Here is a 26,828-nt window from a genome sequence, read left to right on the forward strand (position 1 = left end):
GGCGGGTCCGCATCCTCCTTTGACGCCCCAGCGATGTCCCCTGCGACCCCTTCCACCCCCGCCGACCCCGGCGCTGCCGCCCAGCTCGACGCCGTCTGGGGCGACCCGGCCACCTGGACCGAACACGGCCTGCACTGGACCCACCTGCCGGCGGTGAAGGCGCGCATCGCCGAGATGGTCTCGGGCGACGCGGGCATCCACCCGATCGAGTGGTTCTTCCGCCAGGTGGCCGCCGAGCAGCCTCTGCCGCTGCGGCGGATCCTGGTGCTGGCCTGCGGCGCGGGGCATGTGGAGCGCCAGGCGCTGTCCCTGGGATGGGCCGCTTCGGCGGTGGCGATCGACTTCTCGTCCCAGGTGCTGGCGCGCGCGAGCGCGCAGGCCCAGGCCGAAGGGCTGGCCATCGAATACCACCACGCCGACATGAACCGCCTGCCCCTGGGGCAGGCGCCTTTCCTGCCCGGGTCCTTCGACGCCGTGCTGGGCGTGGCCGGCGTGCACCACGGCAGCGACCTCGAGCGCCTGTACGCGGACGTGGCCGCGCTGTTGGTGCCCGGCGGCTGGTTCTTTCTCGATGAGTACGTGGGCCCGGACCGCTTCCAGTGGCCGCCGGCGCAAGAGCGCCACCTCAACACCTTGCTGGACCTGTTGCCGCCGCGCCTGCGCATGACGACCGACGGCCGGCTCAAGGGCAACGCGCGCCGCCCGAGCGTGCAGGAGGTGATCGCGGTGGACGCCAGCGAAGCGGTGCGCTCGTCCGAGCTGCTGCCGCTGCTGCCGGGCCATTTCGAGGTGCAGGCCGTGCGCCCCTACGGTGGCTCGATGCTGCACCTGGTGCTGGGGAGCATCGCGCAGAACTTCGCGCCGGCGGCCGAGGCGCCTTATCTGAACGCCTTGATGGAGGCCGAGGACGAGCTGATCCGCGCGGGGCAGATCGGGCACGACTTCGCTTGCGTCATCGCGCGCCCGCGGCCTGCCGCAGCCAGCGCCGCATCACCTCCGGGTCGTTGACAACCAGGGCCAGCATCCGCGCGGGTGTCTGCAGGGCGGCGTCGGGCGGCAAGCGGGCGTAGCTCTCGCGGATCGCGGCGCGCCGTTCGCTCAGGCGCGTGTTCGACGGGTCGAGCCCGGTCACCACGGTGAGCCCCGAGGGCGCGGTGGGCAGGGTGACGATGCGCAAGTCAGGCCGCAGCGCGCGCAGGCAGGGCACGATCTTCCAGCCGTCGCCGGTATGGAAACCGGTGCGGTGCTCGCGGCCGGCGGTCTCGGCGGTCAGCGGCACCGTGTCGTGAAGCAGCAGCACCGCACCCGGTGCGGCCAGGCGCTCGGCGCCGATGACGTCGTCGAGCACGGTGTCGAAGCGGTGATCGCCGTCGATGAAGGCGAGGTCGAAACCGGTGTCGGTGAGACCGCTGTCCACCGGGACGTCGGCGAAGAACTCGGCGCTGGTGCATCGGTGCAGTTGCGCCGGCCCCGCGCAGCGGCTCAAGGGGTCGCCCTTGGGCGAGGGGTCGACGCCGATCACCCGCGTGTCCGGCCCCGCCAGGGCCAGCGTGTGGCCATGTTCCACACCCAGCTCGAGGTAGATCCGCGGCTTCAGCTGTTGGTGGAACCAGGCGAGCCAGTGGCGGTAGTCCGGCCCGGGCCAGCGCAGGCGGGCCAGGGCCACGTGCACGCCGGGCAGGTTGGGCTCCTGCGCGAGGGCGTCCCACAGCACCGCTTCGGCGGCCGCGGTCGCGCCCCGGGCGCTCAGGCGCCGCCAGCGGCGCAGGGCCGCGGTTTCCAGGGGATGCACGGGGGCGTTCATGCGGTGTTTTCCAGCACCTGCCGCAGCACCTGCCCGAAGCGCTGGGGCGCGTAGCGTTCGGCGCACTGCTGCCACGCGGCCTGCTGCTGCCGTGTCCACAGGCCGTCGTCGCGCAGCAGGCGCGCGATGCCGTCGGCGAAGGTCCGCGCATCGCGGCCTGCCTGGATGTCGATGCCCTCGCGCCAGCCGAGCTGGCGCACCAGCAGGGCCGAGGCGGCGACCGGGATCCCTTGTGCCGCGGCCTCGATCACCTTGGCCGGCACACCGCCGGCGAAGCGCACCGGCGCGATGAAGACCCGCGCGCTGTCGTACAGCGGCCCCAGTTCGTCGCGAGGGCCCAGCACCTGCACATCGTCGCCGGCCAGCGCCATGACGCGCCTGGAGCGGTTGATGCCCACGACGCAGAGCACCGGGGGCTGCGGCAGGCGAGCGCGCAGCAGCGGCATGACCTGTTCGATGAACCACACCAGCCCGTTTTCGTTGGGGGTGTCGGGGTGCAGCGCGCCCACGAACAACAGGCCGCTGCGCCCGGCCGGCCCGGGCGCGTCGCGGCGCACGGCCATGCCGTGGCTCAGCAGGGTGACGCGGTGGCCGGCTGCCTGGAAACACTGGGCGTCCCGCTGCGACACCACCAGCACGTCGCTGGCGCCGCGCGCCAGGGCGATCTCGCGCGCCAGATGCGCCTGCGCCGCCGCGCGCGACATCGGCTTGCCGCGCACGCCGGCCTCGGCGATCTCGCGCAGCGCGAACAGGGCTTCGGCGTCGTAGACCAGGCGCATGCCGGCAAAGAGCTCGGGCCGGCGCGCGCGCAAGGGTTGCAGCGCCCGCAGATTGGGTGGGCGGCTGACCAGCAGCACGTCGTACACGCCGCGCCGGCGCTCGAGGAAGTCCTCGAGCCGCGCCAGGCCGTGGTGCAGCACCACTTCGACGCTGGAGGGCACCGAGGCGTGCACCTCGCGCCAGTCGTCGTCGGTCTGCCACAGCGGGAAGAAGCTCACCGGCCAGTCGCGCAGGGCCTGCAGCATGAGGCGCGCGCGCGGCAGCCCGCCGCCCTTGACCATGTGGGGCACCTCGTTGTCGATGACGAGCACGCGCGGGCGGCGCGGCTGGTCTTCCGGCGAGCGCCAGCGGTCGCCGTCGAGCCGGGGGGCCATGGGGTAGGGGCGGTCCTGCAGCCAGTCGGCATAGCGCGCCTGGAAGCGCGCGCGGTTCTCCCGCATTCGGCGGTTGGCTTCGTCGCCGGGGGCGCTGCCCCATTCCACGTGTTCGACCAGCACGCCGGGCTCGACCACCACGCGAAAGCCGGCGCGCCACACGCGCAGGCAGAAGTCGGCGTCCTCGTAGTAGGCCGGGACGAAGGCTTCGTCGAAGCCGCCGAGCATGCGCCACAGCGGCGTCGGCACGGCCAGGAACACGCCGGAGACGTAGTCGGTGGCGCGGCTGGTCATGGCGGCGGGGCAGAAGGGGTCTTCGTCGCGCCCGATGCCGTGCGCGTTGCCGTCGCGGAAGATGAGGTTGCCCACCTCCTGCAGCCCGCCCGCGCTGAGCACGATGCGCCCGCCCAGCGCACCGACGGCGGGGTCGGCGTCGAGCCGGTCGCGCGCGGCCCGCAGGGCGCCCTGCTGCACGATGGCGTCGTTGTTGAGGAACACCAGGTGGCGCCCGCGCGCCAGGGCCGCGCCCTGGTTGGCGGCCAGCAGGAAGCCGGTGTTCTCCGCGTTGACGACGGTGCGCGCGCCCGACACGCGCGCGAGCAGCTGGGCCGTCTCGTCGCTGGAGGCGTTGTCGATGACGATGGTCTCGAAGGACAGGCCGCGCTGGTCGGCCAGGGCCTGCAGCGTGCGCCGCGTCAGCCCGGCCTGGTTGTAGAGCACCACGACGACGGAGAGGTCGGGCACGCTGTCCGGGGCGGGTTCGGGCAGGGCGATGCGGCTGCCGGGCTTGTCGAGCCAGACCTGCAGCGCGCGGCGAGCCTGGGCGCGCAGGCGGGTCTTGGGGTCGGCGGCGAACAGGCCCAGGTCGGCGTCGGCCACGGCCTGCGCGCACAAGGCTTCGATCTGGCGGGCCACGCGCCGGCCGTCGGTCAGTGGCGCGTCGAGCAGGCGCGCGCGCAGCGTGGCGCGGTGTTGCGCCAGGGCCGCCGTGTCCCCGGCCAGGGCCGCGGTGATGTCGACGAAGCGCTCGGGCGTGTCGGCCACCCAGGCCTGCAGGCCCAGGGCGTCCAGGATGGCATGGCCCTGGCGCGCACCGGCGCGGTCGCCGCTGAGCGTGACCACGGGCACGCCCATCCAGAGCGGGTCGAGCAGGCTGAGGCCGCCGTTGCCGGGGAAGCTGTCGAGCACCACGTCGATCTGCTGGAGCCACAGCAGCAGGTCTTCGTAGGAGCGCGGCGGGTCGAAGCTCACGCGCTCGGCGGCCACGCCGTGGGCGTGCAGGGTGGCGAGGACGCGCGCGCGCTGCGGCCAGTCGGCGGCGACCTGGCCGACGAAGCGCAGGCGCGAGCCGGGCCGGGCCACCAGGCAACGCGCCCAGGCCTGCAGGCTGGCGCCGTTGAGCCGCAGGCCGCGCGCGACCACGCCGAAGGTCACGGCGCCGGTGCGCTGCACGGGTGGCGGCAGCGGCGGCGGGGCGTGCGTGGGCGGGTCCCAGCACCATTGGCCGCCGTCCAGCCGCCACAGCGCCTCTTCGTGCGCCGCCTCGTGGGCGGCGGGCACGGTCGCGGTGTCGCAGAGCAGGGCGTCGAACAGGCCGCCGGCCGGGCCCCAGCAGCCCAGCCAGCCGACCTGCAGCGGCGCCAGCCGCCGCGCGAAGGCTTGCAGCACCTCGAACTGGCCTTCGAACGGGTGCAGGCCGCCGGCGTCGATGACGACGTCGATGCGGTTGGCGGCGCAGGCGCGCGCCAGCTCGGGCGGGTCCAGCGGTTCCTGGTGGATGTGGGCGGGCAGGCCGGCCATGGGCCGGTGCGCGAAGAGGAAGACCTCGGCGGCCAGGGGATCGTGGCCGGCGAGCACGCGGCGCAGCAGGCGCTCGTGCAGCTGGCCGGCGATGTAAGCGATGCGGGGGCGCGCGCCCGGTCGGCGCGGCAGGTCGGGGCGTTGCCAGGTGTGCAGGCCCGAGCGCAGCTTGAGATCGCGGAACACGTGCCGCGCGGCCTCGGCCAGGCTGTCGCGCGTGGCGTCGGCGCAGAGCGACTGGGTGTAGAGGGCGGCGCTGGCGAGCCAGGGGTCTTCCGGAAAGTCGTGCGCAGCGGCCTGCGCCAGCCGCAGCAGGGCGCCGTGGCCATGGCGGGCCGTGCCCTCGGCGATCGCTGCCTGGTAGGCGGCGCGGCGGTCGGCGTGCGGCACCAGGGCCAGCGCGGCAGGCGCACCGGCGGCGCCCAGGCTGTGCAGGCGCAGCAGGGCGCGAACGGCCTCGGCGCCGCGCTCGCGCTCGACGATCAGCTCGCGGCACAAAGCCACCGCGCGCGCCAGGTCGTCGGCGGTCGATGCGGGGTCTTCGCTCAGCAGCCGCGCCCGCAGCAGCCGCGCCTCTGCATCGTCGGGGTGCAGGGTCTGCAGCCGGTCGATCGCCTGCAGGCCCTGCGCGAACGCGCCGCCCCGCAAGCAGGCTTCGGCCAGCTCGCGCAGTGGCAAGGCCGGGTCGGTGGCGCGCTCGCAGGCGTGCAGAAAGGCCAGGCGGGCCGCACCGAAGCGTTGCCCGTCGAGCAGGATCCAGCCGAGCTGGCGCAGGCTGTCGACGCGCTCGGGTTGCAGCTGCAGGGCGGTCTCGATGGCGCTCTGGGCTTCGTCCAGCCGCTGTTGCCGGTAGCGCACCTGGGCCAGCGCGCGCCAGGCCTGCACGCTGGCCGGGTCCTGGGCCACGGCGGCCTGCGCGTGCAGGGCGGCGGGGGCCAGGTCGCCGGCGGCGGCGAACACGAACGCCGCCTGCACCCGGGTCAGGTGCTCGTCGGGCCGGTGCCGCAGCAACTCGCGCACGGCGCCGCTGGCGGTGGCCAGGTCGCCCTGGTCCTTGGCGATCCAGCCCAGCAGGCGCAGCACCTCGGCTTCGTCAGCGCCGGCGCGCGCGGCCCGCGCGAGCGCGCGCCGAGCCCGCACCCAGCATTGCCGCCGCGCGTGCACCTGCGCCAGCACCAGCCAGGCGTCGGCGTGGTGCGGGTGGGCGCGCAAGCCTTGCAGCAACTGGCGCCGCGCGGCCTCGACGCGCCCGAGATCGAGCTGCACGCGGGCCATCAGCGCCTGCGCGGGCAGGCAGTCCGGTTGGCGCGCCAGGACCTGCAGCAACAGCCATTCGGCGTCCACCGGGTGCTGCCACGCGACCTGGATCTGCGCGCGGCGCAGCAGCGCGTCCCAGCGGCTCATGTCGCGCTGCTGGACTTCGTTGAAGCTGCGGTCGGCCGCCTTCAGGTCGCCCGCGCGCTGCTGCAGGGCACCGAGCAGGTGCCAGGCGGCGGCCTGATCGGGAAAGGCGTCGACCTGGCGGCGCGCCACGTCGACGGCGCGGTCCAGGTGGCCGTGCTCGCACTCCCAGTCCACCAGGGCGGTCAGGAGTTCGGGGTCGTCGGGGTGGCGCGCGAGGCCGTCGGCCAGGCAGTCGGCCGCGCGCGCGGCCTGTCCCAGCGCCACCAGGCATTGCGCGCGGTGCAGGTGCAGGCGCACCTGCTCGGCCGCGTTCCAGGGGTAGCCGGCGACGGCTTCTTCATACAGGGCCAGCGCGTCTTCGAATTCGCCCGCCTTCTGGTGCAGCCAACCCACCTGCAGCAGCCGGCCCGGCAGGCGCGCGCCCTGCAGCGCGCGCTCGGCCCAGGCGCGGGCCTCGGGCAGTTCGTCCAGGTCGTGCAGCAGCCAGGCCAGGGCGAAGGCGGTCTCGTGCAGCGATTCATCCAGCAGGCAGGCCATGCGCAGGGACGCGGCGGCCTGCGCGGGTTCGCCCTGTCGCTGGCGCAGCAGGCCCAGGCAGCCGTGCAGGGGGGCGTGATCGGGCGTGCGCTCGCACGCGGCGAGCAGCACGTCTTCGGCCGCCACCAGATGGCCGGCGTGCGTGAGGAAATGGCCGAGTGCGGCGGCGGCCTGCGGCGTCGGCGCGTCGGCATGGGCCTGCAGCGCCAGGTGCAAGGCCGTGTCAAGCTGACCGGCACGGAAGGCCTGCCAGGCCTCGCCGAGCAGGTCGCCGGTGCCGCCGGCGTGGGGGTCCATGCTCAAGGGGTCACACCTCGGGCCGTTCGCCGACCACGGTGAACAGCGGCACCATGCGGTCCATCGAGGGCTGCCGCTGGTGGTGCACGCTGACCCGCACTTCGGTGAAGCCCAGCAGGCCCAGCGCGGAGACGATGAACTGCGGCGTGAACTGCCACCAGGTGTCCACCTGATCCACGCCGCGGTGCGGTTGCAGTTCGGCCAGCGCGCGGGGGCCGAGCGTGGCGTCGTACAGGTCCGTCACGATCAGGGTGCGGCGCGTGCGCCGGGCCACGCTCTGCAGCATGTCGAAGGGGCGGCGGCAGTGCAGCAGCACGGCGGCGAGCAGACCGATGTCGAACGGGCCGCAGTCCTCGGGCAGGGCGTAGGGGTCGCCCTCGACCATGCGCACGCGGGAATGGCGCTGCTGGTGCACGTACCAGAACGAATTGCGCACGCCTTCGATGTTGCGGGTGAAGGTCTTGCGCCACGTCGGCGTGTCGAAGCCCTCGAACGGCACCACGTCCCACAGGTGCGACATGGGCGGCTCCAGGCAGGTGACTTCGGCCCCGGCGGCCTCCATGTGGAATGACAGGAAGCCGCTGGCCGGCCCGATCTCGATCACCGAGCGGCCTGCGAAGTCCACCTCGCCCAGGTACTGGGCGGTGGCTGGGCGCAGGTCCCAGTCACCGGTGACTTCCTCGCCGCCGGCGAGGGTGTACGAGTGGTAGAAGAGGCAGTCTTCGCGGCGCGGCTGGCGCGGCAGGACCTCGCGCCAGGCGGTTGCGCCGGCCTGGGCCGGTGGCGCGGCATTCTGGCCAGTCACGGGCTCGCGCCCGGCCGTCTGCGCGGCGTGCAACTGCAGCAGGCCCAGCAGCCGGGCCACGGTGGTGGGGGTGCCGGCGACATGCGCCGCGCCCAGGCGCCGCGCGGCGTCGCGCTCGGCGGTGGCGAAAGGGTCGTACAGGCGGCGCAGCGCGGCGGCCCAGTCCTCCACCGGTGCGTGCGGTTCCAGCACCATGCCGCCGCCGCCCACCAGTTGCGGCAGGGCGCCGCGCCGGCTGGCCAGCACCGGCAGGCCGTTGAGCTGGGCCTCGACCACGGTGCGGCCGAACGATTCTTCCCACACCGAGGGCATCAGCAGCACGCGCGCCTGGCCGAACACCTCGTGCATGGCCGTGCTCGGGCCGCGCCATTCGATGTTGCCCAGTTGCGCCGCGCGCGCCTGGCAGTGCGCGCGCCAGTGCGGGTCGAGGTGCCAGCTCTCCATCACGAGGAAGGGCAGTTCGGGGCAGGCCATCGCCAGCTCGAACATCCGCTCCACACCCTTGATGGGCGTGGGGTTGACGAACAGCACCTTGTCGCCCGTGCGCTCGGCCAGGTAGTCCTGCGGCGAGACGACGGGGGGGATCACCGCGCAGTCGAGGCCGTAGAGGGCGTGCCAGCGCTCTGCCGTGAAGTCCGAGTTGGCCAGGTAGAGCAGCGAGGGGTCGGCCACGAGGTGGCCGCCGAGCTGGCTGGTCTCGACGTTGTGCAGGTACACGGCGGTGGGCCGCCCGGTGTCCAGGCTGGCCAGCACCAGGGGCGCCAGGGTGGTGCCGCTCTGCACGACGATGGCGTCGGCGTCGAAGTCGGCGGCCGCGATGGGCAGGGCCTGCGCCGGCCGCAGCGAGCGCAGCACCGGGTAGCCCAGGCTGTCATCGCGGATGAACGGGGCATCCGGGTTCGCGGCGGGATCCGCCGCCTGGCCGCAGAGCACGGCGGCTTCGGCCCCAAGGGCGCGGATCGCCAGACACAGGTCGTGGGTGGTGGTCTGCAGGCCGCCGACGATGTCGGGCAGGTGCGGGTAGCTGGAAACGAACAGGACGCGCATGGCGGCGATTCAATGCAAAAACGGCGGCTGCGCCAAGGCGAGCCGCCGGTCTGTGGAAGGGGCGCGACCGTTCTCCGATCAGGACTGGTTCTGTATCTGTCCGGTGCCCAGCAGGGCCCGCAGCGTGTTCGACGGATTGCCGACGGTGACGTTGTCGACCACGCTTTTCAGGCGGTCGTTGGCCAGCGTCGAGCCCGGGTCGTTCGCGCCGCCCGGCGTGTTGCCCGTGCTGATCAACTGGCCTGCGGGCGCCGGCGGTGGATTCGCGCCCCCGACGTTGGCGAAGGCGGTGGTCCTCGGGCCTTCGAGCTGGCTGATCGTCATGTTGAGCACAGCGGCGGAGGCGCGCGCGGCGGGGGAGATGGTGTTGCCGGTGAGGTCGGTGCCAAAGCCGGCCCGGGTCACGGTCTGGGTGTTGCCGCTGTTGTCGGTCACGCGCATCGACTGGCCGAACAGGAAGGTGGCCGACGTGCTGGTGCCTTTGTTGTCGACCAGGGTGATGCCGCCCAGGATCTCGACCTTGCCATGTGCCGTCGCGATCGTGGTCGCGGTGTTCTTGCTGATCTGGCCGCCCACCACGCGCACCACACCCTTGACGAGGCCCAGGCGGATCCGGCCCTGTTTGGTGCCGGGGTCGAAGGTGAATTCGTCGATGGTGAGTTCCGCGTTCGGGCCCAGGGTCAGGGCCGACTGGTCCATGAACAGCACATGCATCGGGCCGCCCGCATCGGTGCGCAGGCGCTGGCCCGGCACGACGCTGCTGCCCACCACCAGCAGCTCGTTGTTGCCGGTGACCTTGCCGCCGGGGGCGACGGCCGTCACCACGCCGGTGCGGGCGCCACCCGCGGCCGCGGGGCTCTGGGCCAGGGTCGCGGGCACGGTGGCGGTCGACAGTGCGGCGGCAAGCCACCAGTCCTTGGAAATCGGCGGGGTCATTTCGGGGTCCTCGGGAATGCGGTCGAAAGGGGGTGTGCGGGGCCGTGCATCGGCATCAGAAGCGGTAGCCGGCCGCCAGGTACAGCGAGGTGTTCTTGCTCTCGTTGTTGGGCAGGTTGGCGTTGGTCTTCAGGTGCTCCAGCTGCACCAGCAGCGACCAGGCGTCCGACAGCGGAACGGTCTGGCCGACGCCGATGCGCCATTCGGTGTCGCGGCGCGCGGTGTTCGCATCGACCGCCGGATCGGCGGCGTCGTAGCTGCGGCGCTGCACGCCGCCCCACACCGAGGTGCTCCACAGGCCGCCGCTCTTGAGCGGGCTGGCGTAGCTGCGCACGTAGGTCACGCGGACTTCCTGGCTGTCGTGGTCGTAATAGCGCAGTTGGGTGCGTTGCGAACGGGCACGCAGCTCGCCGCTGAGCAGGTGACCGGGCGCGAGTTCGCGCGTCAGGCGCACGCGCAGCAGGTTGCTGGGGCCGCTGAGCTCGTCCGCGGCAGGCACGTCGATGCGGGTCGCGTAATCGTTGTAGCGGTACTCGTACCCGCCGTCGATGAGGGTGCGGTCGTTCAGGCTGTAGGCCGCCTCCACGCCTGCACCGTGGTTGCTCAGGTAGCGGTGGCCTTGCGCCACCAGCCCGGCGGCGACGAGGTAGGGCCGGATCGTCAACGCGGGCGCGCCGGTGGGCGAAGGCTTGAAGCGCACGCCCGAGGTGACCTCGATCAGCCCCAGGTTGTACGGGTCGGTCTGGTTGGCTTGCAGCGTGCTGCCCGACGACGAACTGAACTTGACAACCTGCGCCGTCAGCGAGCTGACAAGGGCTGCCTCGTTCTGCAGGCCCAGGTCGTACTGGTGGTCCAGGCGCAGCGTGGCCTGGATGTCGGTGTCGCTTTCGGGCCGGTTGGGGTTGTTCACCAGCGCGCCGCCCGCGAGCAGGTTGGCGCTGTCGCTGCGGGCGGTCGGGTTGCTCTGCGCCCGCAGGCCCAGGACCACTTGCCCGTCCAGGCGCGAGACCTGGATGCGTTTGCCGATGTCCTTGAGCAAGGTCTCGGCCTGGCTGCGCTGCCCCGGGTCCAGGCGCGGGTCTTCGATGGCGCGGCGCAGCAGGCCGGCGGCCATGTCGTAGGAGCCGAGCCGGTAATACAGCACGCCCAGATCGAGCCGCACCGAGGCCGGTGCGTTCGGGTCCAGCAAGTGGCGCTCCAGCGCGGCGATCGCGCCTTCGTAGTTGCCCGACTGCGCCAGCAACCGCGCGTAGCGCTCGGTGGCCGCGGCGTCGGCGGGCGCGCGCATCGACTGACGGAAGGCCTCGTCGACCTGCCTTTCCAGTGGCGTGTTGCTGGGTGCCTGGGCCCAGGCGGCGGTGCAGAAAAGGCTCCACGTGGCAAGCGCCACGGCAGAGGAACGCAGTGGTCGGTTTTCCGGCACACGCATGGGGTCAGGCTCCTGGGATGGGGATGGGCGGTGAAAGCGCGTTTGATAATACACACTGTGATGTCTTGTAACGGGTTGAATTGGCCGCTTTGATGCGCGATTGACACGCTTGATCATCACAATCTGCCTCGACTTGCTGCTTTCTTGTTAATAGTGCCCGCCGACGACAACGCCCCTGATGCCGCGCAACGCTCGCCCCACGCCATGGTCTTCGGGAGCCAGAGTGCGCGGGCGCGAACGGTGCTGGTCTACGGCAATTGCCAGGCCCCGTACCTGGCGCAGATGCTCGCGTCGCTCGATGACCTGAACGGCGACTACCGTTTCGTGGTCGCGCTCAACCACGCGCTGCCGGGCGATGCGCTCGCGCCGGCCATTCCCGACGAGGACCTGAAGGACGTGGCGTTGCTGCTGCGCCAGTTTGAAGACCAGCAGGACAACCCGGCCCTGACCGCGCTGACCGAGCGCCTGCCGGCCCACTGCCCGGTGATCCGCTACCCCAGCTTCGCCCTGCTCAGCGCCTGGCCCTTCGAATGCCCGGAGCCGCGTGTGCATCACGACCCGGCTTACACGCTGTGGAAGCGCTACCCGCTGGGCGACATGCTGGGCTTGCGGATCGCGCAGGCGGGGCTCACCGGGCCGATGGCGGTGGCCGCCTACATGGACCTGTCCGAGCGCAAGATGCCCGACCTGCGGGTGCGCCTGCAGCGCGACATCGACCGCATGCGCCACTACGACGCCCACAGCGACGTGCAGCTGGCCGACTACGTGCTGGACCGTTTCCGCGACGAGCACCTGTTCTGGACCAGCGGTCACATGTCCGCGCCGGCCATGGCCGAGCTGACGCGCCGCGTGGCCGGGCACGCGCGGCCGGTGCTCGGCGGCAGCGCCGCGCGGGCCGAGGCCTGCCTGGCCGCCGCATCGCACGATGGCGGCATGGGGGTCCATCAACACCCCATCCATCCCCTGGTCGCCGAAGCCCTGGAACTGCGCTTCTGGCGCACGGACTTCGCCTACCGCTGGCACACGCAGCAATGGACCTACTATGAGTACATCCAGCGCTACATCGAATACGACACCAGTTGGTGAGGACAGTCGCATGAACCTTGACCCGGTGGTGATCACGGCCGCGGCGCGCACGCCGATCGGCGCTTTCCAGGGCGTGTTCAAGGACGTGCCCGCGACCGCCCTCGGCGTGAGCGCGATGCAGGCCGTGCTCACCCAGGGCGGTGGGGCGGCGGCGGACATCGACGAGGTGTTCTTCGGCCACGTGGCGGTGGCCGGCCTGGGCCAGGTGCCGGTGCGCCAGGCCGCGCTGCGCGCGGGGCTGGCGCCCGAGGTGCCGTGCACGGCGATCTCCAAGGTCTGCGGCTCCAGCCTGCAGGCGGTGATGCTGGTGCACGACCTGTTGCTGGCGGGCACGGTGTCGACCGCGCTGGCCGGCGGCATGGAGAACATGAGCCGCGCGCCGATGCTGCTCGGGCGCGAGCGCGGCGCGCACCATGCCGGCCTGCTCGACCACCTGATGTTCGACGTGATGCAGGACGCCTGCACCGGCACGGCGCCGATCGGCCTGAGCCAGTTCGTCGATGCCACCGCGGCGGAACTCGGCCTGACGCGCGCCCTGCAGGAGGCTCAGGCGCTGAACTCGTTCGAGCGCGCGCGGGCGGCGCAGGCCAGCGGCGCGTTCGAGCGCGAGACCGTGCCGGTGACGCTGCCCGACGGCCGTGTGGTCGCGTGCGATGAACCTGTGCAAAACGTCTTGCCCGCGAAGTTCGCCGAACTCAAGCCCTTGAGCGGCCCAGGTGGCACGGCCACGGCCGCCACCGCCTCGCCGCTGTCGGACGGGGCGGCGGCCCTGGTGATGGCGCGGGAGTCGAAAGCGCGGGAACGAGGCTGGCCGGTGCGCGCACGCGTGCGCGGGCACGCCTCGCACGCGCAGGCGCCGCGGCAGTTCAGCACCGCGCCGGTGGGCGCGGTGCGCAAGCTGCTGGCCCGCACCGGTTGGCCGATCGACACCGTCGAGCTGTGGGAGATCGGCGAGGGTTTCACCGTCGGCCTGCTGGCGACATGTCAGGCGCTGGGTGTGCCGGCGGACCGCGTGAACGTCCATGGCGGTGCGTGCGCGCTCGGGCACCCGGTGGGGGCCACCGGCGCGCGCATGCTCGTCACGCTGCTGCACGCGATGGAGCGGCACGGCGCGCGGCGCGGCATCGCCACGCTCTGCATGGGGGGCGGCGAAGCGCTGGCGGTGGCGCTGGAGAGGCCCTCGTGAGAGACCCCCGCCTCCCTATACTGGCGCGCTTCCATCCACTGCCCTTCGCGAGAGCCGCCCATGCCTGAAGTCCGCGCCCTGATCGCCTCGGTGCTGCAGATCCCTGCCGATGCCCTCCAAGACGACGACGGCGCCGAGACCGTCGAGTCCTGGGACAGCCTCAAGACCGTCATGCTCGCCAGCATGATCGAGATCACCTACGACATCACGCTCGACAACAGCGACATCGAGCGACTGACCAGCGTGAGCGCGGTGCGCGAGGTCATCGCCCGCCATGTCTAGCTGGGCCGGCATTCGCGAGCGCCTGGCCGTGGCCCGGCCGCCGTTGCCCGAGCTGATGGCCTGCGCGACGGACATCGCCGCGCTCGCGGCCGAGGCCGCCGCCTCGGGCGGTGCCGTGCGGCGTGTCGCGCTGGCCGCCGACCTCACGCCCGACCTGCTGCGGCAGGCCATCGCCTGCGCCATTGCCCAGGAGGGTGAGCTGGCGCTGGTGCACGCCGCACCGTACGGCGTGATGCGCCAGGAATGCATGGACGGCGGCTCCGCCCTGCATGCCTTCGAGCCCGAGGTGGTGGTGCTGGTGCCCGACTGGCGCCAGGCCCTCGAACCCCTGCCGCTGAACGCCGATGCCGACGCGGTCGCGGCCGACACCGCGCGGCAGGTGCAAGGCTTCGAAGCAATCTGGGCCGCGCTGGAGGCGCGCGGCTGCCGCACCGTGCAGCACCTGTTCGTGCCGCCGTCCGAACATTGGCGCGGCGTGGCCGACCGCCGCTCGCCGGCCTCGACCGTGCGCCGCGTGCAGGCCCTCAACGAGGCGCTGATCGACGCCGGAGCGGGCCGCGTGACCTGGCTGGAAGCCGACCGGCTCGCCGCCGGCGTCGGCCTGGCCGCGTGGTCGGCACCGCGCTTCTTCCACGCCGGCAAGCTCGGCTTCGATCCGCGCTTCCTGCCGGACTACCTGCCCTGGTTCCGTGGGGCCTGGCGGGCCACCACTGGCCGCACCCGCAAGCTGCTGGTGCTCGACCTGGACGACACCCTGTGGGGCGGCACCATCGGCGACGACGGTCTCGGCGGCATCGCCCTGGGACCGACCCATGGTGGCAAGGGCGAGGCCTTCGCCGCCTGGCAGCAGCACCTGGCGGGCCTGTCGCGGCGCGGCGTGGTGCTCGCGGTCTGCAGCAAGAACGCCCCCGAGATCGCCGCCACCGGCTTCGAACACGCCGACAGCGCCCTGTGCCGCGAGGATTTCGCCGCCTTCGTCTGCAGCTGGGACGACAAGGCCACCGGCCTGCGGCGCATCGCGCAGGAACTCAACCTCGGGCTGGACGCCTCCGTGTTCGTCGACGACAACCCGGCCGAGCGCGCGCTGGTGCAGCAGCTGCTGCCCGAGGTGGCGGTGGTGGACATCGGCACCGACCCGGCGCAGTTCATCGAGCGCCTGGAGGCCGGGCACTGGTTCGACCAGCAGGCCTACACCGAGGTGGACCAGGGGCGCAGTGCCGCCTACGCCGCGCTGCGCCAGGCGCGCGCGGCCCAGACCTCGTCGGCGGACATCGGCAGCTACCTCGCGGGCCTGGCGATGCAGGGCCGCGCCGGGCCCGCGCTCGCGCAGGACCTGCCCCGGCTGGCGCAGATGGAACTCAAGACCAACCAGTTCAATCTCACCGCGCGGCGCTACACCCAGGCGCAGCTCGCGGCGCAGATGCAGCAGCCCGACCGGCTTGTGCTGGCCTTCCACCTGAAGGACCGCTTCGGCGATCACGGCCTGGTCGGTTCGCTGCTCGCGGTGCGCGAAGCGCAGGCGCTGCGCATCGACAGCTGGCTGCTGAGCTGCCGCGTCTTTTCGCGCGGGGCCGAGGCCTTCATCCTGCGCGCGCTGATCCTGTGGGCTCGCGAGCAGGGCGTGTCGGCCCTGGTGGGCGAATACCTGGCCAGCGCGCGAAACGCCGTGGTGGCCGACCTGTATGCGAAGCTGGGCTTCGCGCCTTGGTCCGCCGATGGGCGGCTGTGGCGGCGAGACCTGGCCGCACCCCTCGATGACCTGACCTCGGCCATCGCCGAGGCCAGTCCCTGAAACCCGTTTTTGAGAAAGAAACCCGCCATGAACCAACGTCAACTGGGCCCCTTCAGCGTCAGCGCCATCGGCCTGGGCTGCATGAACATCTGCCACGCCTACGGCGCGCCGGTGTCCAAAGAGCAGGCCGAGCGCGTGCTGCTCACCGCCTTCGATGAAGGCGTGACGCACTTCGACACCGCAGCGCTCTATGGCTTCGGCGCCAGCGAAACGCACGTGGGCCATGTGCTCGCGAAGCACCGCCAGAAGTTCACGCTGGCCAGCAAGGGCGGCATGGCCGGTGTGCAGTTCGACGATGGCGTGAAACGCGTGATCGACGGCCGGCCCGAGGCCATCCGCAGGAACTGCGAAGACAGCCTGCGCCGCCTCAAGACCGACGTGATCGACCTCTACTACCTGCACCGCTGGGACAAGCAGGTGCCGGTGGAGGACAGCGTGGGCGCGATGAGCGACCTGGTGCGCGCGGGCAAGGTGCGCGCGCTGGGCCTGTCCGAGGTGTCGGCCGCCACCATCCGCAAGGCGCAGGCGGTGCACCCCATCACCGCGGTGCAGACCGAGTACTCGCTGTGGACGCGCAACCCCGAGATCGCGGTGCTCGACACCTGCCGCGAGTTCGGCATCGCCTTCGTGGCCTTCAGCCCGGTGGCGCGCGGCTTCCTGTGCGGCCCCGACCTGGACGTGGGCGCCTTCGACGCCAAGGACATCCGCCGCGCGATGCCGCGCTTCGCGCCCGAGCACTTCGCGGCCAACCTCAAGCTGCTGCCCGCCTACCGCGCGATCGCGAACGACGTGGGCTGCACGCCGGCCCAGCTCGCGCTGGCCTGGCTGCTGCACCAGGGGCCGGACGTGCTGCCCATCCCGGGCACCTCGCGCGAAGACCACCTGCGCGACAACCTGGGCGCGGTGGACGTGGCGCTGGACGCGGCCACGCTGGCCCGGCTGGACGAACTCATCAACCAGCGCACGGTGAGCGGCAACCGCTACAACGAGCAGTCCAGCCGCGAAGTCGACACCGAAGCGTACTGAGCCTGCGCCGAGCGACGGCGTTTCAGGCGCCGCCGCGAAAGAGCGAAAAGCCCCAGGCCGTGAACTTGAACGGCAGGTGGTAGTGCTGCGAGGTGTCGGCGATGTGGAAGCGGTAGGGCACTGTTTCCAGGAACGCAGGTTCGGGCACGGGGGTGCCCTGGTCGCGGTAGAAGTCGCCTACCGCGAAGCGCACCTCGTAGCCGCCGGCAGTGATGGCATCGCTCATCAGCAGCGGGTGCTGCAGCAGACCGTTGGCGCCCACGCGGCCTTCGGCGAGCACCGGGCCGTGCGGCAGGCCGTCCGGCCCCAGCCGCACCACGGTCACCTGCAGGCCGGCGGCGACGCGGCCACTGGCCACGTCCACGCAATGAATGGAGAGTCCGCCGTTCATGGCGTTCAATTCAACCGTGCGCCGGACGCTTTGACCGCAGGCGCCCATTCGTTCACCTGGTCGGTGACGAACCGGGTGAACTGCGCGGCGCTCATGGGCTCCGATTCCACCCCCAGGTCGCTCAGTCGCCTGGCCACGTCGGGCCGCGCCACCACCTCGGTCACCGCCTTGTTGACCTTGTCGACCACGTCCGCCGGCGTGCCGGCGGGCCCGGAGATGCCGAGGAAGTTCTCGGCCACCAGCTTGGGGTAACCGGCTTCACCCACGGTGGGCACGGTGGGCGACATGGGCGCGCGGGCGCGCGACGTGACCGCGATGCCGACCAGCTTGCCCTCCTTCATGAAGGGCACGTTCTGCGTCAGCGTGTCCACCGCGAATTGCAGGGAGCCGCCGAGCAGGTCGTTGTGCATGGGAGAGGAACCCTTGTACGGCACGTGCTCCATCTTCAGCTGGTACTGCTGCTTGAACATCTCGCCCACGATGTGGCCGATGGAGCCGACGCCGCCCGAGCCGTAGTTGACGGGTTTGGCCTGCGCGTTGATCCACTTCACCAGCTCGGGCATGGTCTTGGCGGGCACCGAAGGATGCACCACGAACACATTGGGCACCGAACCGATGTAGGCGATGTGCGTGAAACCCTTCACCGGGTCGTAGGGCGCCTTGTCCATCATGAAGGGGGAGATGCTCATGGGCGCGGTGTTGGACAGCAGCAGCGTGTAGCCGTCGGGCGCGGCGCGCGCCACCTCGTTGGCGCCGATGGTGCTGCCCGCGCCGGGCTTGTTCTCCACGATCACGGTCTGGCCCAGCTTCTCCTGCAGGCCCGGCTGCAGCAGGCGCGCCACGATGTCCGACGAGCCGCCGGGCGAGAAGGTCACGATGATCCGGATCGGCTTCTGCTGCGGCCAGGCCTGTGCGTGGACCAGCGGCGAGCCCAGCATCGACAAGGCGCTGACGGCCAGAAGAAGGCGGCGTGGGGTGTTCATGACGGGGTTCCTGCGAGGGTGTTGACGGACGGGGAGGGCGGAGGGGAGGGCTCGGGTGACACGGTCTGCGCCAGCCGTCCGCGCATGACTTCGCAGACCTGTTGCAGGGCGTTTCGGCGCTCGCTGAGGGCGTCGTTCGCCAGGCGCGCTTCACCGGCCTGCAGCACCGTGGCCAGCGAGCCGTGCAGCCGCAACGCGACGATGAAGGGAAAGCCGAAGCGCTCGCGGTAGCGCCGGTTGAGCGATTCGATGCGCTGAACGGTGGCGGCATCCAGCGCCAGCAGGCCCAGGCGGCCTTGCTCGCTCTGCGAATCCGCTGTCATGGTGCCGGCCCGTGCCTCCTGGCCGGCGAGTTCCGGATGGCTGCGCAGCAGGGCCAGCTGGCGGGCCTCGTCGGCGCCATGGATCACCCGCGACAAGCTGTCGCACAGCGAAGCCCAGTCGGCGAACGGGCGGGCGGCCCAGGCCTCCCGGGCGACCCAGGGCGAGTGCTCGACCACCGGCCCCAGGCGCGCGCAGAACGTGGCTTCGTCCAGGAGGGCGAGGGCATTCCAGGCCAGGGGTGAGGGTGTCGGTGTGTTCATGCGATCGCAGTTTGCGGCGCCATTGCATTGCTGTCCATCGCATAATTGGGCATGTTGCATTCGAATTTTCAGTACGCATGAGTTCGCTGAACCAGCTTCTGCATCCGAAGGCCCTGCGCTACCTGGCGGCCGTCGCGCAGCTCGGTTCGGTGCAGGCGGCCGCGCGCGAGGTGTCCATTTCCGCCTCCGCGATCGACCGCCACATCCTGCTGATGGAAGAAGACCTCGGGCTGCCGCTGTTCGAGCGCCAGCCGCGCGGCATGCGGTTGACGGCCGCGGGCGAGCTGCTGCTGGCGCTCTCGCAGAGATGGAAGACCGACCTCAACCGCACGCTGTCCGACATCAAGCACCTGCAGGGCGTGAGCCAGGGCCAGCTGCGCCTGGCCGCGATGGACAGCCACGTCAACGGCTTCCTGCCCGAGTTCGTGGCGGTGGTGGCGCGGGAACACCCGGGCATCGTGCTGGAGGTGGACATCGTCAGCACCGACGACGCCATGCAGCGCCTGCGCGCGGGCGAGGTCGATCTTGCGGTGGCCTTCAACCTCAAGCCCGGGCGCGATCTGCACATCGTGGCCAGCGCCGAGCTGCCGCTGGGCTGCGTGGTGGCGCCGGGCCATCCGCTGGCCGCGCAGGCCCACGTGACGTTCAAGGACGTGGCGGCCTGGCCGATGGCCGCGCAAAGCCGGGTGCTGGCGATCCGCCGCTACCTGGAGCGGCGCCACAACTGGCTGCTGGAGGAAGCCCGGCCACCGCTGGTGACGAACTCGCTGCAGCTCGTCAAGAGCCTGGTGCGCAGCGGCAGCCACGTGGCGCTCACCTCCGAGCTGGATGCCGGTCCCGAGATCCTCGCGGGCAGCCTGTGCTTCGTGCCCCTCAAGGACAAGAGTGCCCAGCCGCAGACCGTGGGCGTGGCGATCAGCGCGAGCCGCTCGCTGCCGCGCATCGCGCGCATGGTCGCCGAGCGCCTGGGCGCGCATGTGAACGACTACCTGGCCCAGGTGCGCGCGGCCGGCGTCGATACAAAACGAAAAAAACCGAAACCGCGTTGAGACCCCGGGGCGCACCGCTGCCGGCACCATGGCGGTCATGTTCAACAGTCCCTTTGAAAGGACACCGTCATGAAACCCTGGATCAAGCGCTCGCTCATGGCCTTCACCGGCATCTCCATCGCCATCGGCGGCCTGGCCGCCTGCGGCACGCGCGCTCACCACGAGCGCGCGCCCATGAGCGCCGAGAAGATCGCCGAAGTGCGCGGCAAGGTGGTCAACCGCATCACGAGCAAGCTCGACCTCAACGCCGAACAGCAGCAGAAGCTCAACGTGCTGGCCGACAAGGTGCAGGCCCAGCGCACGGCCCTGATCGGCCAGACCACGAACCCGCGCGGCGAGATGCAGGCGCTGATCGCCGGCGAGAAGTTCGACCGCGCCCGCGCGCTGAACCTGCTCGACGAGAAGACCCGCGTGGTGCAGGTAAGCAGCCCGGAGGTGATCAACGCCCTGGCCGATTTCTACGACAGCCTGAGCCCGACGCAGCAGGCCGAGGTGCGCGAGCGCATGGGCAAGCGCCGCGGCTGGTTCTCGCGCGGCTGAGCGGGGTGAATCCCATGTCGCCCGTGCTGCAACCGATCGCCCAGCGCCTGCGCGACCATGGCCCAGCGCTGCTGGCCGGGGTGGACGACCCGCACGACGAGTTGCTGGCCCTGGTGTGGGGCCCGCGCTTCGACCGCGAGCACGCGCTGGGGCTGTGGGCGCGGCTCTCGCGCCGCCAGCCGAACGACGCCGTGCCCGCGCTGCCGGCCATCCTCTCGGTGGCCGACCGCTTCGACGGGCTGGACCGCGGCGCGCAGCAACGGCTTCGCCGCCTCATCGTGCGCCACCGCAGCCTGACGGGCGCAATGTGACAATGCCGCATGCACCGCGTTCTGCTCATTGACGACGACGAACAGCTCGGCCCGCCGCTGGCGACCTATTTCCAGCGCTTCGAGCTGGCGCTGACGCACGCGCTGCGGCCCAGCGAGGGTCTGGCGCACCTGCGCGCCGAGGCCTTCGACGCCGCCATCCTCGATGTGATGCTGCCCGAGATGGACGGCTTCGAACTTTGCCGCACCATCCGCAAGGAAAGCGACATCCCCATCGTGATGCTCACCGCGCGCGGCGACGTGATGGACCGCGTGGTCGGCCTCGAACTCGGCGCCGATGCCTACCTGCCCAAGCCCTTCGAGCCACGCGAGCTGGTGGCGCACATCCAGACCGTGCTGCGGCGCCGCCATGGTGGCAACGGCCCGCCGGCCGCGCCCGCTGGTGCGGTGGAGCCGGGCACCCTGGTGTTCGACGGCCTCACCATCGACCCGACGCGCCGCAGCGTGCTGCGCGAGGGCCTGGCGGTGGAGCTCACCAGCACCGAGTTCGACCTGCTGCACCTGCTCGCGCGCGAGGCCGGGCGCGTGCTCAGCCGCGACGACATCCTCAACCAGTTGCGCGGCCACGAGGCCGACCTCTACACCCGCGCGGTCGACATCGTGGTGAGCCGCCTGCGCAAGAAGCTCGAACCGCTGGACTGCATCAAGACCCTGCGCAACGCGGGCTACTCGCTGGCGCTGCGCCGCATCGCGCCATGACCCAGGCGCTGCCCTGGTACCGCCGGGCTTTCCTGGCCTTGCGCTGCTCCCTCAAGCTGCGCATGGTGATGGTGTTCCTGCTGCTGGCCATGGCCATGTCGTTCACCTTCATCAGCGGGGCGCAGAAGGCCTTTTCGGTCGGCTGGCGCGAGGCCGCGCGCCCGGTGCTCATGGACTACGTGGACCGCCTCGCGGCCGATGTGGCCGCCGGGGGCAGCCCCAGCGTCGAGCGCGCGCAGGCCCTCACGCAGCGCCTGCCGCTCACCATCGACATCGTCGGCCCGCGGGTCAACTGGCGTTCGCACCCCGACCAGCAGCGCCCGCACTGGCTGCGCGAGCGGGCCCGGGACCGGGGCGCGGACGACGACGCCGGCTGGGGCGACGACAAGGACTGGCAACAGCTGCTGCAGCGCACCACGGCCGATGGCCACCGCCTGGAATTCGGCCTGAACGAAGCGGTGTTCGACCGCCGGCCCAAAATCGTGGGCTACACGCTGGTGGCCTTGCTCATCCTCACGCTGCTGGCCTTCCTCTACGTGCGCCGCCTGCTGCGACCGCTCGACGACATCCGGCAGGGCGCCTTGCGCTTCGGCGCAGGCCGGTTCGACCAGCCCATTCCCGTGCGCCATCCCCGGGGGCCCGACGAGCTGGGCGAACTGGCCGCGACCATCAACACCATGGGCCAGGACATCCAGCAGATGCTCGATGCCCAGCGCTCCCTGCTGCTGGCCATCAGCCACGAACTGCGCAGCCCGCTGACCCGTGCGCGGCTCAACACCGAGCTGCTGCCCGAGGTCGCCGACGTCGCCCCGCAGCGCGAGGCCCTGCTGCGCGACCTCAGCGAGATGGCCCGCCTCATCAGCGACCTGCTGGAAAGCGAGAGACTGGCCGGGCGCCACCAGGCGCTGAGTCGCGAGCCCACCGACCCGGTTGCGCTGGCCCGTGACGTGATCGACGAACTCACCATCACGCAGCCCGCGGCCCGCAGCATCCAGCTGCACGCTCCCTACAGCCTGCCCACGCTGCCGCTGGACCAGATCCGCGTGCGCCTGCTGCTGCGCAACCTGCTCGACAACGCACTGCGCCACAGCACCGGCGCGCCGCGGGCGGTGGAACTGCACATCCGCGCGCTGGAAGCGGGGCAGGGCATCGAACTCGAAGTGCGCGACCATGGCCCCGGCGTACCCGACGACCAGTTGCCCCACCTTGCGCAGGCCTTCTTCCGCCCCGACACCGCGCGCACGCGCAACGCCGGCGGCGTGGGCCTGGGCCTCTACCTGTGCAGGCTGGTGGCGCAGGCGCACGGGGGCACTTTCGCGGTGCGCAATGCACACCCCGGGCTGGCGGTGACGGTGACCTTGCCTTCCGCCCCCTAGAATGCAACAAGAGGAAACAACGCCACTACCACACGCATGACGCCCGAGGCCCGCGCCCGCCAGACCATCGACGCATTGCTCATCGCAGCGGGCTGGCACGTCTGCAGTGTGGCCAACGCCAACATCCATGCAGGTGATGGCGCAGTCAAAGGCGTCGCCATTCGCGAGTTTCCACTCAACCCCGGCCACGGCTTCGCCGACTACCTGCTCTACGTCAACGGCAAAGCCTGCGGCGTGATTGAAGCCAAGAAGGAAGGCGCCACGCTCAGCGGTGTGGAAGGGCAAAGCGCCCGGTATGCCCAGGGCTTGCCCGCCACCCTGCCGGCCTGGCGCCGGCCTTTGCCCTTCGTGTTCGAGTCCACCGGTGTCGAAACCCGTTTCACCAACGGACTGGACCCGGCACCCCGCGCCCGGCCGCTGTTCGCTTTCTACCGGCCTGATCTCTTGCTGCACTGGCTCACTCCCGTTCGGGCTGAGCCTGTCGAAGCCCATCCTTTGACAAGCTCAGGGCGAACGGTACAGGAGCCAGCGGCGAGATACGGTTCATCCGGCACCTTCCTCGCCCGCCTGCAGCAGATGCCCCCGCTCGTGACCGAATGGGGCAGTGGCGGCGCCAGCTACCAGCTGTGGCCCGCGCAGATCAAGGCCATCCAGAACCTGGAGAAGAGCCTGGCCGCCAACAAGCCCAAGGCCCTGATCCAGATGGCCACGGGCAGCGGCAAGACCTTCACCGCCATCAGCTTCATCTACCGGCTCATCAAGTTCGGTGGTGCCCGGCGCGTGCTGTTTCTGGTGGACCGCGGCAACCTCGCGCGCCAGACCAAGAAGGAATTCGACGCCTACGCCAGCCCGCACAACAATTACAAGTTCGGCGAGGAGTACATCGTCCAGCACCTGCAGGGCAACAACCTGGACACCAGCGCCCGCGTGGTCATCTGCACCATCCAGCGCATGTTCAGCATGCTCAAGGGCAAAGACCTGCCCGAAGAGGCTGACGAGACGAGCACCGAAGGCGCCGAGGCCCTGTTCAAGGACCCCGAGCCCATCGGCTACAACCCGGCGATCCCCATTGAGATGTTCGACATCGTCGTCACCGACGAAGCCCACCGCAGCATCTACAACCTGTGGCGCCAGGTGCTGGAGTACTTTGATGCGTACCTCATCGGCCTCACCGCCACGCCCAACAAGCAGACCTTCGGCTTCTTCAACCAGAACCTGGTCATGGAATACGGACACGCCCAGGCCGTGGCCGACGGCGTGAACGTCAACTACGACGTCTACCGCATCAAGACCGAAGTGACCGAGGCCGGCGCCAAGGTGGACAAGGGTTACTGGCTGGAAACCCAAGACAAAGCCACCCGCCGCAAGACCGCCTGGCAGCTCGACGAAGACTTTGAATACGACCCCTCCGAGCTGGACCGCGCTGTGCAGACGCCCGACCAGATCCGCACCGTGGTGCGCACCCTGCGCGACAACTGGAACGTGGACCTGTTCCCCCACCGCCAGGAATTGCCCAAGACACTCATCTTTGCGAAGGACGACAACCACGCCGAAAAGATCGTCGAGATCCTGCGCGAAGAGTTCGCCCGCGGCAACGAGTTCGCCCAGAAGATCACCTACCGCACCACCGGCACCAGCCCCGAGCAGCTCATCAAGGACTTCCGCACCGCCTACTACCCGCGCGTGGCCGTCACCGTGGACATGATCGCCACCGGCACCGACATCAAGCCGGTCGAAATCGTCATGTTCATGCGCTCGGTGAAAAGCCGCAGCTTCTTCGAGCAGATGAAGGGCCGCGGCGTGCGCGTGTGCAACCCCACCGACCTCATGCAGGTCAACCCCGGCGAGCACCTGCGCAAAGACCACTTCGTCATCGTCGACTGCGTGGGCGTGTGCGAGCGCGACAAGACCGACAGCCGCCCCATGGACCAGAAGAAGAGCGTGCCGCTCGACAAACTGCTGCAGGCCGTGGCCCTGGGCAATGTGGAAGACGAAGTGCTCTCAAGCGTGGCCGCCCGCCTGAGCCGGCTCGACAAGGACCTGGACGAAGAAGACCAGGCCCGCGTCATCGAAGCCAGCGGCGGCCACAGCCTGCGCGAACTGGCACACGGCATCGTGCAAGCCCTCAACGCCGAGGAGGACGAGGGTCTGCCCCCATCCGTTCGGGCTGAGCTTGTCGAAGCCCAGCGCATCCAGGCCGCCCAACCCTTCACCAACCCCACGCTGCGCGAGCTCATCCTCAAGCTCAGGCAGAAAGCCGATCTGGTCATCGACACCGTGACGCAAGACGTGCTGCTGCACGCCGGCTTTGCCGAAGGCAGCGACCGCGCCAAGGAGCTGGTGCAGAGTTTCGAAGCCTTCATCGCCCAGCACAAAGACGAAATCACCGCGCTGCAGATCCTCTACAACCGCCCGGTGCGCGCGCCGCTGAAGTTTGAAGACATCAAGGCCCTGGCCGACGCCCTGCACAGCCCACCGCATCTGATTGACGAGAGCGCTTTGTGGCAGGCCTACGCCGCACTCAACAAGACCCGCGTCAAAGGCACCAGCCAGCGCCGCCTGCTCACCGACCTCGTCAGCCTGGTGCGCTTCGCCATGCAGCAAGACAACGAACTCGTCCCCTACCCGGAACGCGTGCAAGCCAACTTCAAAGCTTGGCTCGCCCAGCAATCGTCACCCACCCGCTCACCGAATTCACCCCCTCTCCCCCTGGGAGAGGGCAGGGGTGAGGGCTCTCCCCGCTTCACAACCGAACAAATTCATTGGCTAGAAATGATCCGCGACCACATCGCCGCCAACCTCGGCATCGACATCGAAGACTTCAGCTACGCCCCATTTGAACAGGACGGCGGGCTGGGCAAGGTGCACCAGCTGTTTGGGGCGGAGCTGCCCCACGTGATTGAGACGTTGAATCGGGAGTTGGCGGCGTGATGCGGGAAGCTCGGCTGGGCGATGTCGTCGCGTCGATGAAGAACGGCATGTACAAGCCCGCGTCGGAGTATGCGGATGACGGCATTCCTTGCCTGCGCATGTACAACATTGAAGCCGGCTCCATCGTATGGCGCGACATCAAGCGCATGAAGGTGACGCCCCAAGAGTACGCCGACTACGGCTTGCATGAGGGTGACTTGCTAGTGAACCGTGTGAACAGCCGCGAGCTTGTCGGCAAGGCTGCGGTCATTCCCGGCGCGCTGGAACCCAGCGTCTTCGAGAGCAAGAACATCCGCGTTCGGCTCGACACTTCCAAGGCGCTTCCAAAGTTCATCAATTACCAGTTGTTTGCCCGCGGAAGCAAGCACTTTGCAAACAACGCCCAACAAGTGGTAGGCATGGCATCCATCAGTCAGGGGCAGCTATCTGACTTTCCCATCGTGCTGACTGACGTGGACGAACAGCGCCGCATCGTCGCCGAAATCGAAAAGCAGTTCTCCCGACTCGACGAAGCCGTCGCCAACCTCCAGCGCGTCAAGGCCAACCTCAAACGCTACAAAGCCGCCGTCCTCAAAGCCGCCGTCGAAGGCCGCCTCGTAGAAACCGAAGCCAGCCTCGCCCACCGCGAAGGCCGCAGCTACGAAACTGGCAACCAACTACTGCAACGAATCCTCGAACAACGACGTATTCAGTGGGCTGGGCGTGGCAAGTACAAAGAACCCGAGTTCCTCACAAACGTGAGCCGCGTGGACATTCCGGAAGGATGGACATGGGCTTCGTTAGAGCAATTGCATCTTCAGATCGCTGACGTGGATCACAGGATGCCAAAGGGGCAGCAGGACGGTGTCCCGTACGTCAGTACGAAGGACTTCTTGGACGATGAAGGCATCGACTTCGCGGGAGCCAAACGGATTTCGTCAGAAGACTACGAGGCACTCTGCCGAAAGGTGAAACCAGAGCGCGGTGACGTACTATTGTCTCGATATGGCACTGTTGGTGAGGTCAGAGCGGTGACGGTCGACTCACCGTTTCAGGCGTCTTACAGTGTCGCGATCCTCAAGCCCGTTAGAGAAAATTTCCCGGTCAGATTTTTGATTGCAGCATTGCGTTCAGAGGTAGTGACGGCTCAGATCAAGCGAGACGTTCGCGCTACTGCGCAGCCAGATTTGGGGCTCGCTCACATCCGGAAGTTCGTAGTCCCTTTGCCGCCCATTGGGGAGCAGGTGCGGATTGTCGAAGAGCTTGATCGTTGCCTGTCAGTTATTCGCGAAGTGGAGGCCGAAGTTGCAGCTAACCTCCTGCGTGCGCACTCGTTGCGGAAAGCAACGCTTGCCAAAGCTTTCATGAAAGCGGACTGAACT

21 protein-coding genes are annotated in these 26,828 nt (G+C 70.1%); 13 read left to right on the forward strand and 8 right to left on the reverse strand.

The genetic code is table 11. The annotated features are described in order from the left end of the window. Positions 1-33: 33 nt before the first annotated feature. Positions 34-1,008, forward strand: coding sequence for a class I SAM-dependent methyltransferase (locus tag ACODTB_RS01470; RefSeq protein WP_488929055.1), 975 nt, complete (start codon positions 34-36; stop codon positions 1,006-1,008). On the opposite strand, the gene ACODTB_RS01475 is transcribed toward ACODTB_RS01470, so the two are convergent. The 5 genes from ACODTB_RS01475 to ACODTB_RS01495 all read right to left on the reverse strand — a co-directional run bounded on the left by ACODTB_RS01475 (position 953) and on the right by ACODTB_RS01495 (position 11,213). Then, the gene (locus ACODTB_RS01475; protein ID WP_291118815.1) at positions 953-1,804 is read right to left on the reverse strand and encodes a class I SAM-dependent methyltransferase; all 852 of its coding nucleotides are present in this window, start codon (positions 1,802-1,804) and stop codon (positions 953-955) included. The two genes, ACODTB_RS01470 and ACODTB_RS01475, sit on opposite strands and share 56 nt — an antisense overlap. Continuing rightward, positions 1,801-6,996, reverse strand: a complete 5,196-nt coding sequence (locus ACODTB_RS01480) for a glycosyltransferase (protein WP_291118875.1) — start codon at positions 6,994-6,996, stop codon at positions 1,801-1,803. Before ACODTB_RS01480 ends, ACODTB_RS01475 begins: the two co-directional genes overlap by 4 nt. Before the next feature lie 10 nt (positions 6,997-7,006). Beyond that, the gene (locus ACODTB_RS01485) at positions 7,007-8,848 is read right to left on the reverse strand and encodes a glycosyltransferase (protein ID WP_291118817.1); all 1,842 of its coding nucleotides are present in this window, start codon (positions 8,846-8,848) and stop codon (positions 7,007-7,009) included. Positions 8,849-8,926: 78 nt separating this feature from the next. Next, positions 8,927-9,784, reverse strand: a complete 858-nt coding sequence (locus ACODTB_RS01490) for a FecR domain-containing protein (protein WP_291118820.1) — start codon at positions 9,782-9,784, stop codon at positions 8,927-8,929. Between the two features lie 55 nt (positions 9,785-9,839). Further along, the gene (locus ACODTB_RS01495; RefSeq protein ID WP_291118823.1) at positions 9,840-11,213 is read right to left on the reverse strand and encodes a surface lipoprotein assembly modifier; all 1,374 of its coding nucleotides are present in this window, start codon (positions 11,211-11,213) and stop codon (positions 9,840-9,842) included. Positions 11,214-11,366: 153 nt separating this feature from the next. On the opposite strand from ACODTB_RS01495, the gene ACODTB_RS01500 reads away from it, so the two are divergent. From ACODTB_RS01500 to ACODTB_RS01520, 5 genes are read left to right on the forward strand one after another with little or no spacing between them, the layout of a single operon-like run. Then, positions 11,367-12,299, forward strand: coding sequence for a WcbI family polysaccharide biosynthesis putative acetyltransferase (locus ACODTB_RS01500; protein WP_291118826.1), 933 nt, complete (start codon positions 11,367-11,369; stop codon positions 12,297-12,299). Positions 12,300-12,309: 10 nt separating this feature from the next. Then, entirely contained in the window at positions 12,310-13,485 is a 1,176-nt protein-coding gene (locus ACODTB_RS01505; RefSeq protein ID WP_291118829.1) for a thiolase family protein, read from the forward strand. A gap of 60 nt (positions 13,486-13,545) precedes the next feature. Continuing rightward, positions 13,546-13,767, forward strand: coding sequence for an acyl carrier protein (locus tag ACODTB_RS01510; protein WP_291118832.1), 222 nt, complete (start codon positions 13,546-13,548; stop codon positions 13,765-13,767). Then, positions 13,760-15,559 (forward strand): HAD-IIIC family phosphatase, encoded by a 1,800-nt coding sequence (locus ACODTB_RS01515; protein WP_291118835.1) that lies wholly within the window; start codon positions 13,760-13,762, stop codon positions 15,557-15,559. The genes ACODTB_RS01510 and ACODTB_RS01515 overlap by 8 nt, the downstream gene beginning before the upstream one ends. A gap of 27 nt (positions 15,560-15,586) precedes the next feature. After that, positions 15,587-16,585, forward strand: coding sequence for an aldo/keto reductase (locus ACODTB_RS01520; RefSeq protein WP_291118839.1), 999 nt, complete (start codon positions 15,587-15,589; stop codon positions 16,583-16,585). A 22-nt stretch (positions 16,586-16,607) separates the two neighbouring features. Here the strand turns inward: ACODTB_RS01520 and ACODTB_RS01525 are convergent, their stop codons facing one another. Genes ACODTB_RS01525 through uraD form a run of 3 tightly spaced genes read right to left on the reverse strand, consistent with a single transcriptional unit; the run spans position 16,608 to position 18,543 of the window. Continuing rightward, positions 16,608-16,976, reverse strand: coding sequence for a hydroxyisourate hydrolase (locus ACODTB_RS01525; protein ID WP_291118841.1), 369 nt, complete (start codon positions 16,974-16,976; stop codon positions 16,608-16,610). A gap of 5 nt (positions 16,977-16,981) precedes the next feature. Continuing rightward, positions 16,982-17,959, reverse strand: a complete 978-nt coding sequence (locus ACODTB_RS01530) for a Bug family tripartite tricarboxylate transporter substrate binding protein (RefSeq protein WP_291118844.1) — start codon at positions 17,957-17,959, stop codon at positions 16,982-16,984. Next, a complete protein-coding gene (gene uraD / locus ACODTB_RS01535; protein ID WP_291118847.1) occupies positions 17,956-18,543 on the reverse strand; it encodes a 2-oxo-4-hydroxy-4-carboxy-5-ureidoimidazoline decarboxylase in 588 nt (195 codons plus the stop codon). The genes ACODTB_RS01530 and uraD overlap by 4 nt, the downstream gene beginning before the upstream one ends. Before the next feature lie 77 nt (positions 18,544-18,620). On the opposite strand from uraD, the gene ACODTB_RS01540 reads away from it, so the two are divergent. The 7 genes from ACODTB_RS01540 to ACODTB_RS01570 all read left to right on the forward strand — a co-directional run bounded on the left by ACODTB_RS01540 (position 18,621) and on the right by ACODTB_RS01570 (position 26,825). Beyond that, on the forward strand, positions 18,621-19,592 hold the full coding sequence (locus tag ACODTB_RS01540; RefSeq protein WP_488929056.1) for a LysR family transcriptional regulator: 972 nt from the start codon (positions 18,621-18,623) through the stop codon (positions 19,590-19,592). A 69-nt stretch (positions 19,593-19,661) separates the two neighbouring features. Further along, on the forward strand, positions 19,662-20,132 hold the full coding sequence (locus tag ACODTB_RS01545; RefSeq protein ID WP_291118853.1) for a Spy/CpxP family protein refolding chaperone: 471 nt from the start codon (positions 19,662-19,664) through the stop codon (positions 20,130-20,132). 14 nt (positions 20,133-20,146) lie between these two features. Further along, on the forward strand, positions 20,147-20,443 hold the full coding sequence (locus ACODTB_RS01550; RefSeq protein ID WP_291118856.1) for a hypothetical protein: 297 nt from the start codon (positions 20,147-20,149) through the stop codon (positions 20,441-20,443). Positions 20,444-20,452: 9 nt separating this feature from the next. Next, complete coding sequence (locus ACODTB_RS01555) at positions 20,453-21,160, forward strand: response regulator transcription factor (protein ID WP_291118859.1); 708 nt, start codon at positions 20,453-20,455, stop codon at positions 21,158-21,160. Beyond that, positions 21,157-22,536, forward strand: coding sequence for a HAMP domain-containing sensor histidine kinase (locus ACODTB_RS01560; protein WP_291118862.1), 1,380 nt, complete (start codon positions 21,157-21,159; stop codon positions 22,534-22,536). The genes ACODTB_RS01555 and ACODTB_RS01560 overlap by 4 nt, the downstream gene beginning before the upstream one ends. 36 nt (positions 22,537-22,572) lie before the next feature. Next, entirely contained in the window at positions 22,573-25,467 is a 2,895-nt protein-coding gene (locus ACODTB_RS01565) for a type I restriction endonuclease subunit R (protein WP_488929057.1), read from the forward strand. Further along, the gene (locus ACODTB_RS01570; RefSeq protein ID WP_291118878.1) at positions 25,467-26,825 is read left to right on the forward strand and encodes a restriction endonuclease subunit S; all 1,359 of its coding nucleotides are present in this window, start codon (positions 25,467-25,469) and stop codon (positions 26,823-26,825) included. The genes ACODTB_RS01565 and ACODTB_RS01570 overlap by 1 nt, the downstream gene beginning before the upstream one ends. Positions 26,826-26,828 lie beyond the last annotated feature (3 nt).

The sequence above is a fragment of the Hydrogenophaga sp. FG152 genome (assembly GCF_057809615.1).

Excerpts from the sequence above, each read along its gene's own strand:
- ACODTB_RS01470 (WP_488929055.1), top strand. The coding sequence starts at position 34 with ATGTCCCCTGCGACCCCTTCCACCCCCGCCGACCCCGGCGCTGCCGCC.
- ACODTB_RS01475 (WP_291118815.1), bottom strand. The coding sequence starts at position 1,804 with ATGAACGCCCCCGTGCATCCCCTGGAAACCGCGGCCCTGCGCCGCTGG.
- ACODTB_RS01480 (WP_291118875.1), bottom strand. The coding sequence starts at position 6,996 with ATGGACCCCCACGCCGGCGGCACCGGCGACCTGCTCGGCGAGGCCTGG.
- ACODTB_RS01485 (WP_291118817.1), bottom strand. The coding sequence starts at position 8,848 with ATGCGCGTCCTGTTCGTTTCCAGCTACCCGCACCTGCCCGACATCGTC.
- ACODTB_RS01490 (WP_291118820.1), bottom strand. The coding sequence starts at position 9,784 with ATGACCCCGCCGATTTCCAAGGACTGGTGGCTTGCCGCCGCACTGTCG.
- ACODTB_RS01495 (WP_291118823.1), bottom strand. The coding sequence starts at position 11,213 with ATGCGTGTGCCGGAAAACCGACCACTGCGTTCCTCTGCCGTGGCGCTT.
- ACODTB_RS01505 (WP_291118829.1), top strand. The coding sequence starts at position 12,310 with ATGAACCTTGACCCGGTGGTGATCACGGCCGCGGCGCGCACGCCGATC.
- ACODTB_RS01510 (WP_291118832.1), top strand. The coding sequence starts at position 13,546 with ATGCCTGAAGTCCGCGCCCTGATCGCCTCGGTGCTGCAGATCCCTGCC.
- ACODTB_RS01515 (WP_291118835.1), top strand. The coding sequence starts at position 13,760 with ATGTCTAGCTGGGCCGGCATTCGCGAGCGCCTGGCCGTGGCCCGGCCG.
- ACODTB_RS01520 (WP_291118839.1), top strand. The coding sequence starts at position 15,587 with ATGAACCAACGTCAACTGGGCCCCTTCAGCGTCAGCGCCATCGGCCTG.
- ACODTB_RS01525 (WP_291118841.1), bottom strand. The coding sequence starts at position 16,976 with ATGAACGGCGGACTCTCCATTCATTGCGTGGACGTGGCCAGTGGCCGC.
- ACODTB_RS01530 (WP_291118844.1), bottom strand. The coding sequence starts at position 17,959 with ATGAACACCCCACGCCGCCTTCTTCTGGCCGTCAGCGCCTTGTCGATG.
- uraD (WP_291118847.1), bottom strand. The coding sequence starts at position 18,543 with ATGAACACACCGACACCCTCACCCCTGGCCTGGAATGCCCTCGCCCTC.
- ACODTB_RS01540 (WP_488929056.1), top strand. The coding sequence starts at position 18,621 with ATGAGTTCGCTGAACCAGCTTCTGCATCCGAAGGCCCTGCGCTACCTG.
- ACODTB_RS01545 (WP_291118853.1), top strand. The coding sequence starts at position 19,662 with ATGAAACCCTGGATCAAGCGCTCGCTCATGGCCTTCACCGGCATCTCC.
- ACODTB_RS01550 (WP_291118856.1), top strand. The coding sequence starts at position 20,147 with ATGTCGCCCGTGCTGCAACCGATCGCCCAGCGCCTGCGCGACCATGGC.
- ACODTB_RS01555 (WP_291118859.1), top strand. The coding sequence starts at position 20,453 with ATGCACCGCGTTCTGCTCATTGACGACGACGAACAGCTCGGCCCGCCG.
- ACODTB_RS01560 (WP_291118862.1), top strand. The coding sequence starts at position 21,157 with ATGACCCAGGCGCTGCCCTGGTACCGCCGGGCTTTCCTGGCCTTGCGC.
- ACODTB_RS01565 (WP_488929057.1), top strand. The coding sequence starts at position 22,573 with ATGACGCCCGAGGCCCGCGCCCGCCAGACCATCGACGCATTGCTCATC.
- ACODTB_RS01570 (WP_291118878.1), top strand. The coding sequence starts at position 25,467 with ATGCGGGAAGCTCGGCTGGGCGATGTCGTCGCGTCGATGAAGAACGGC.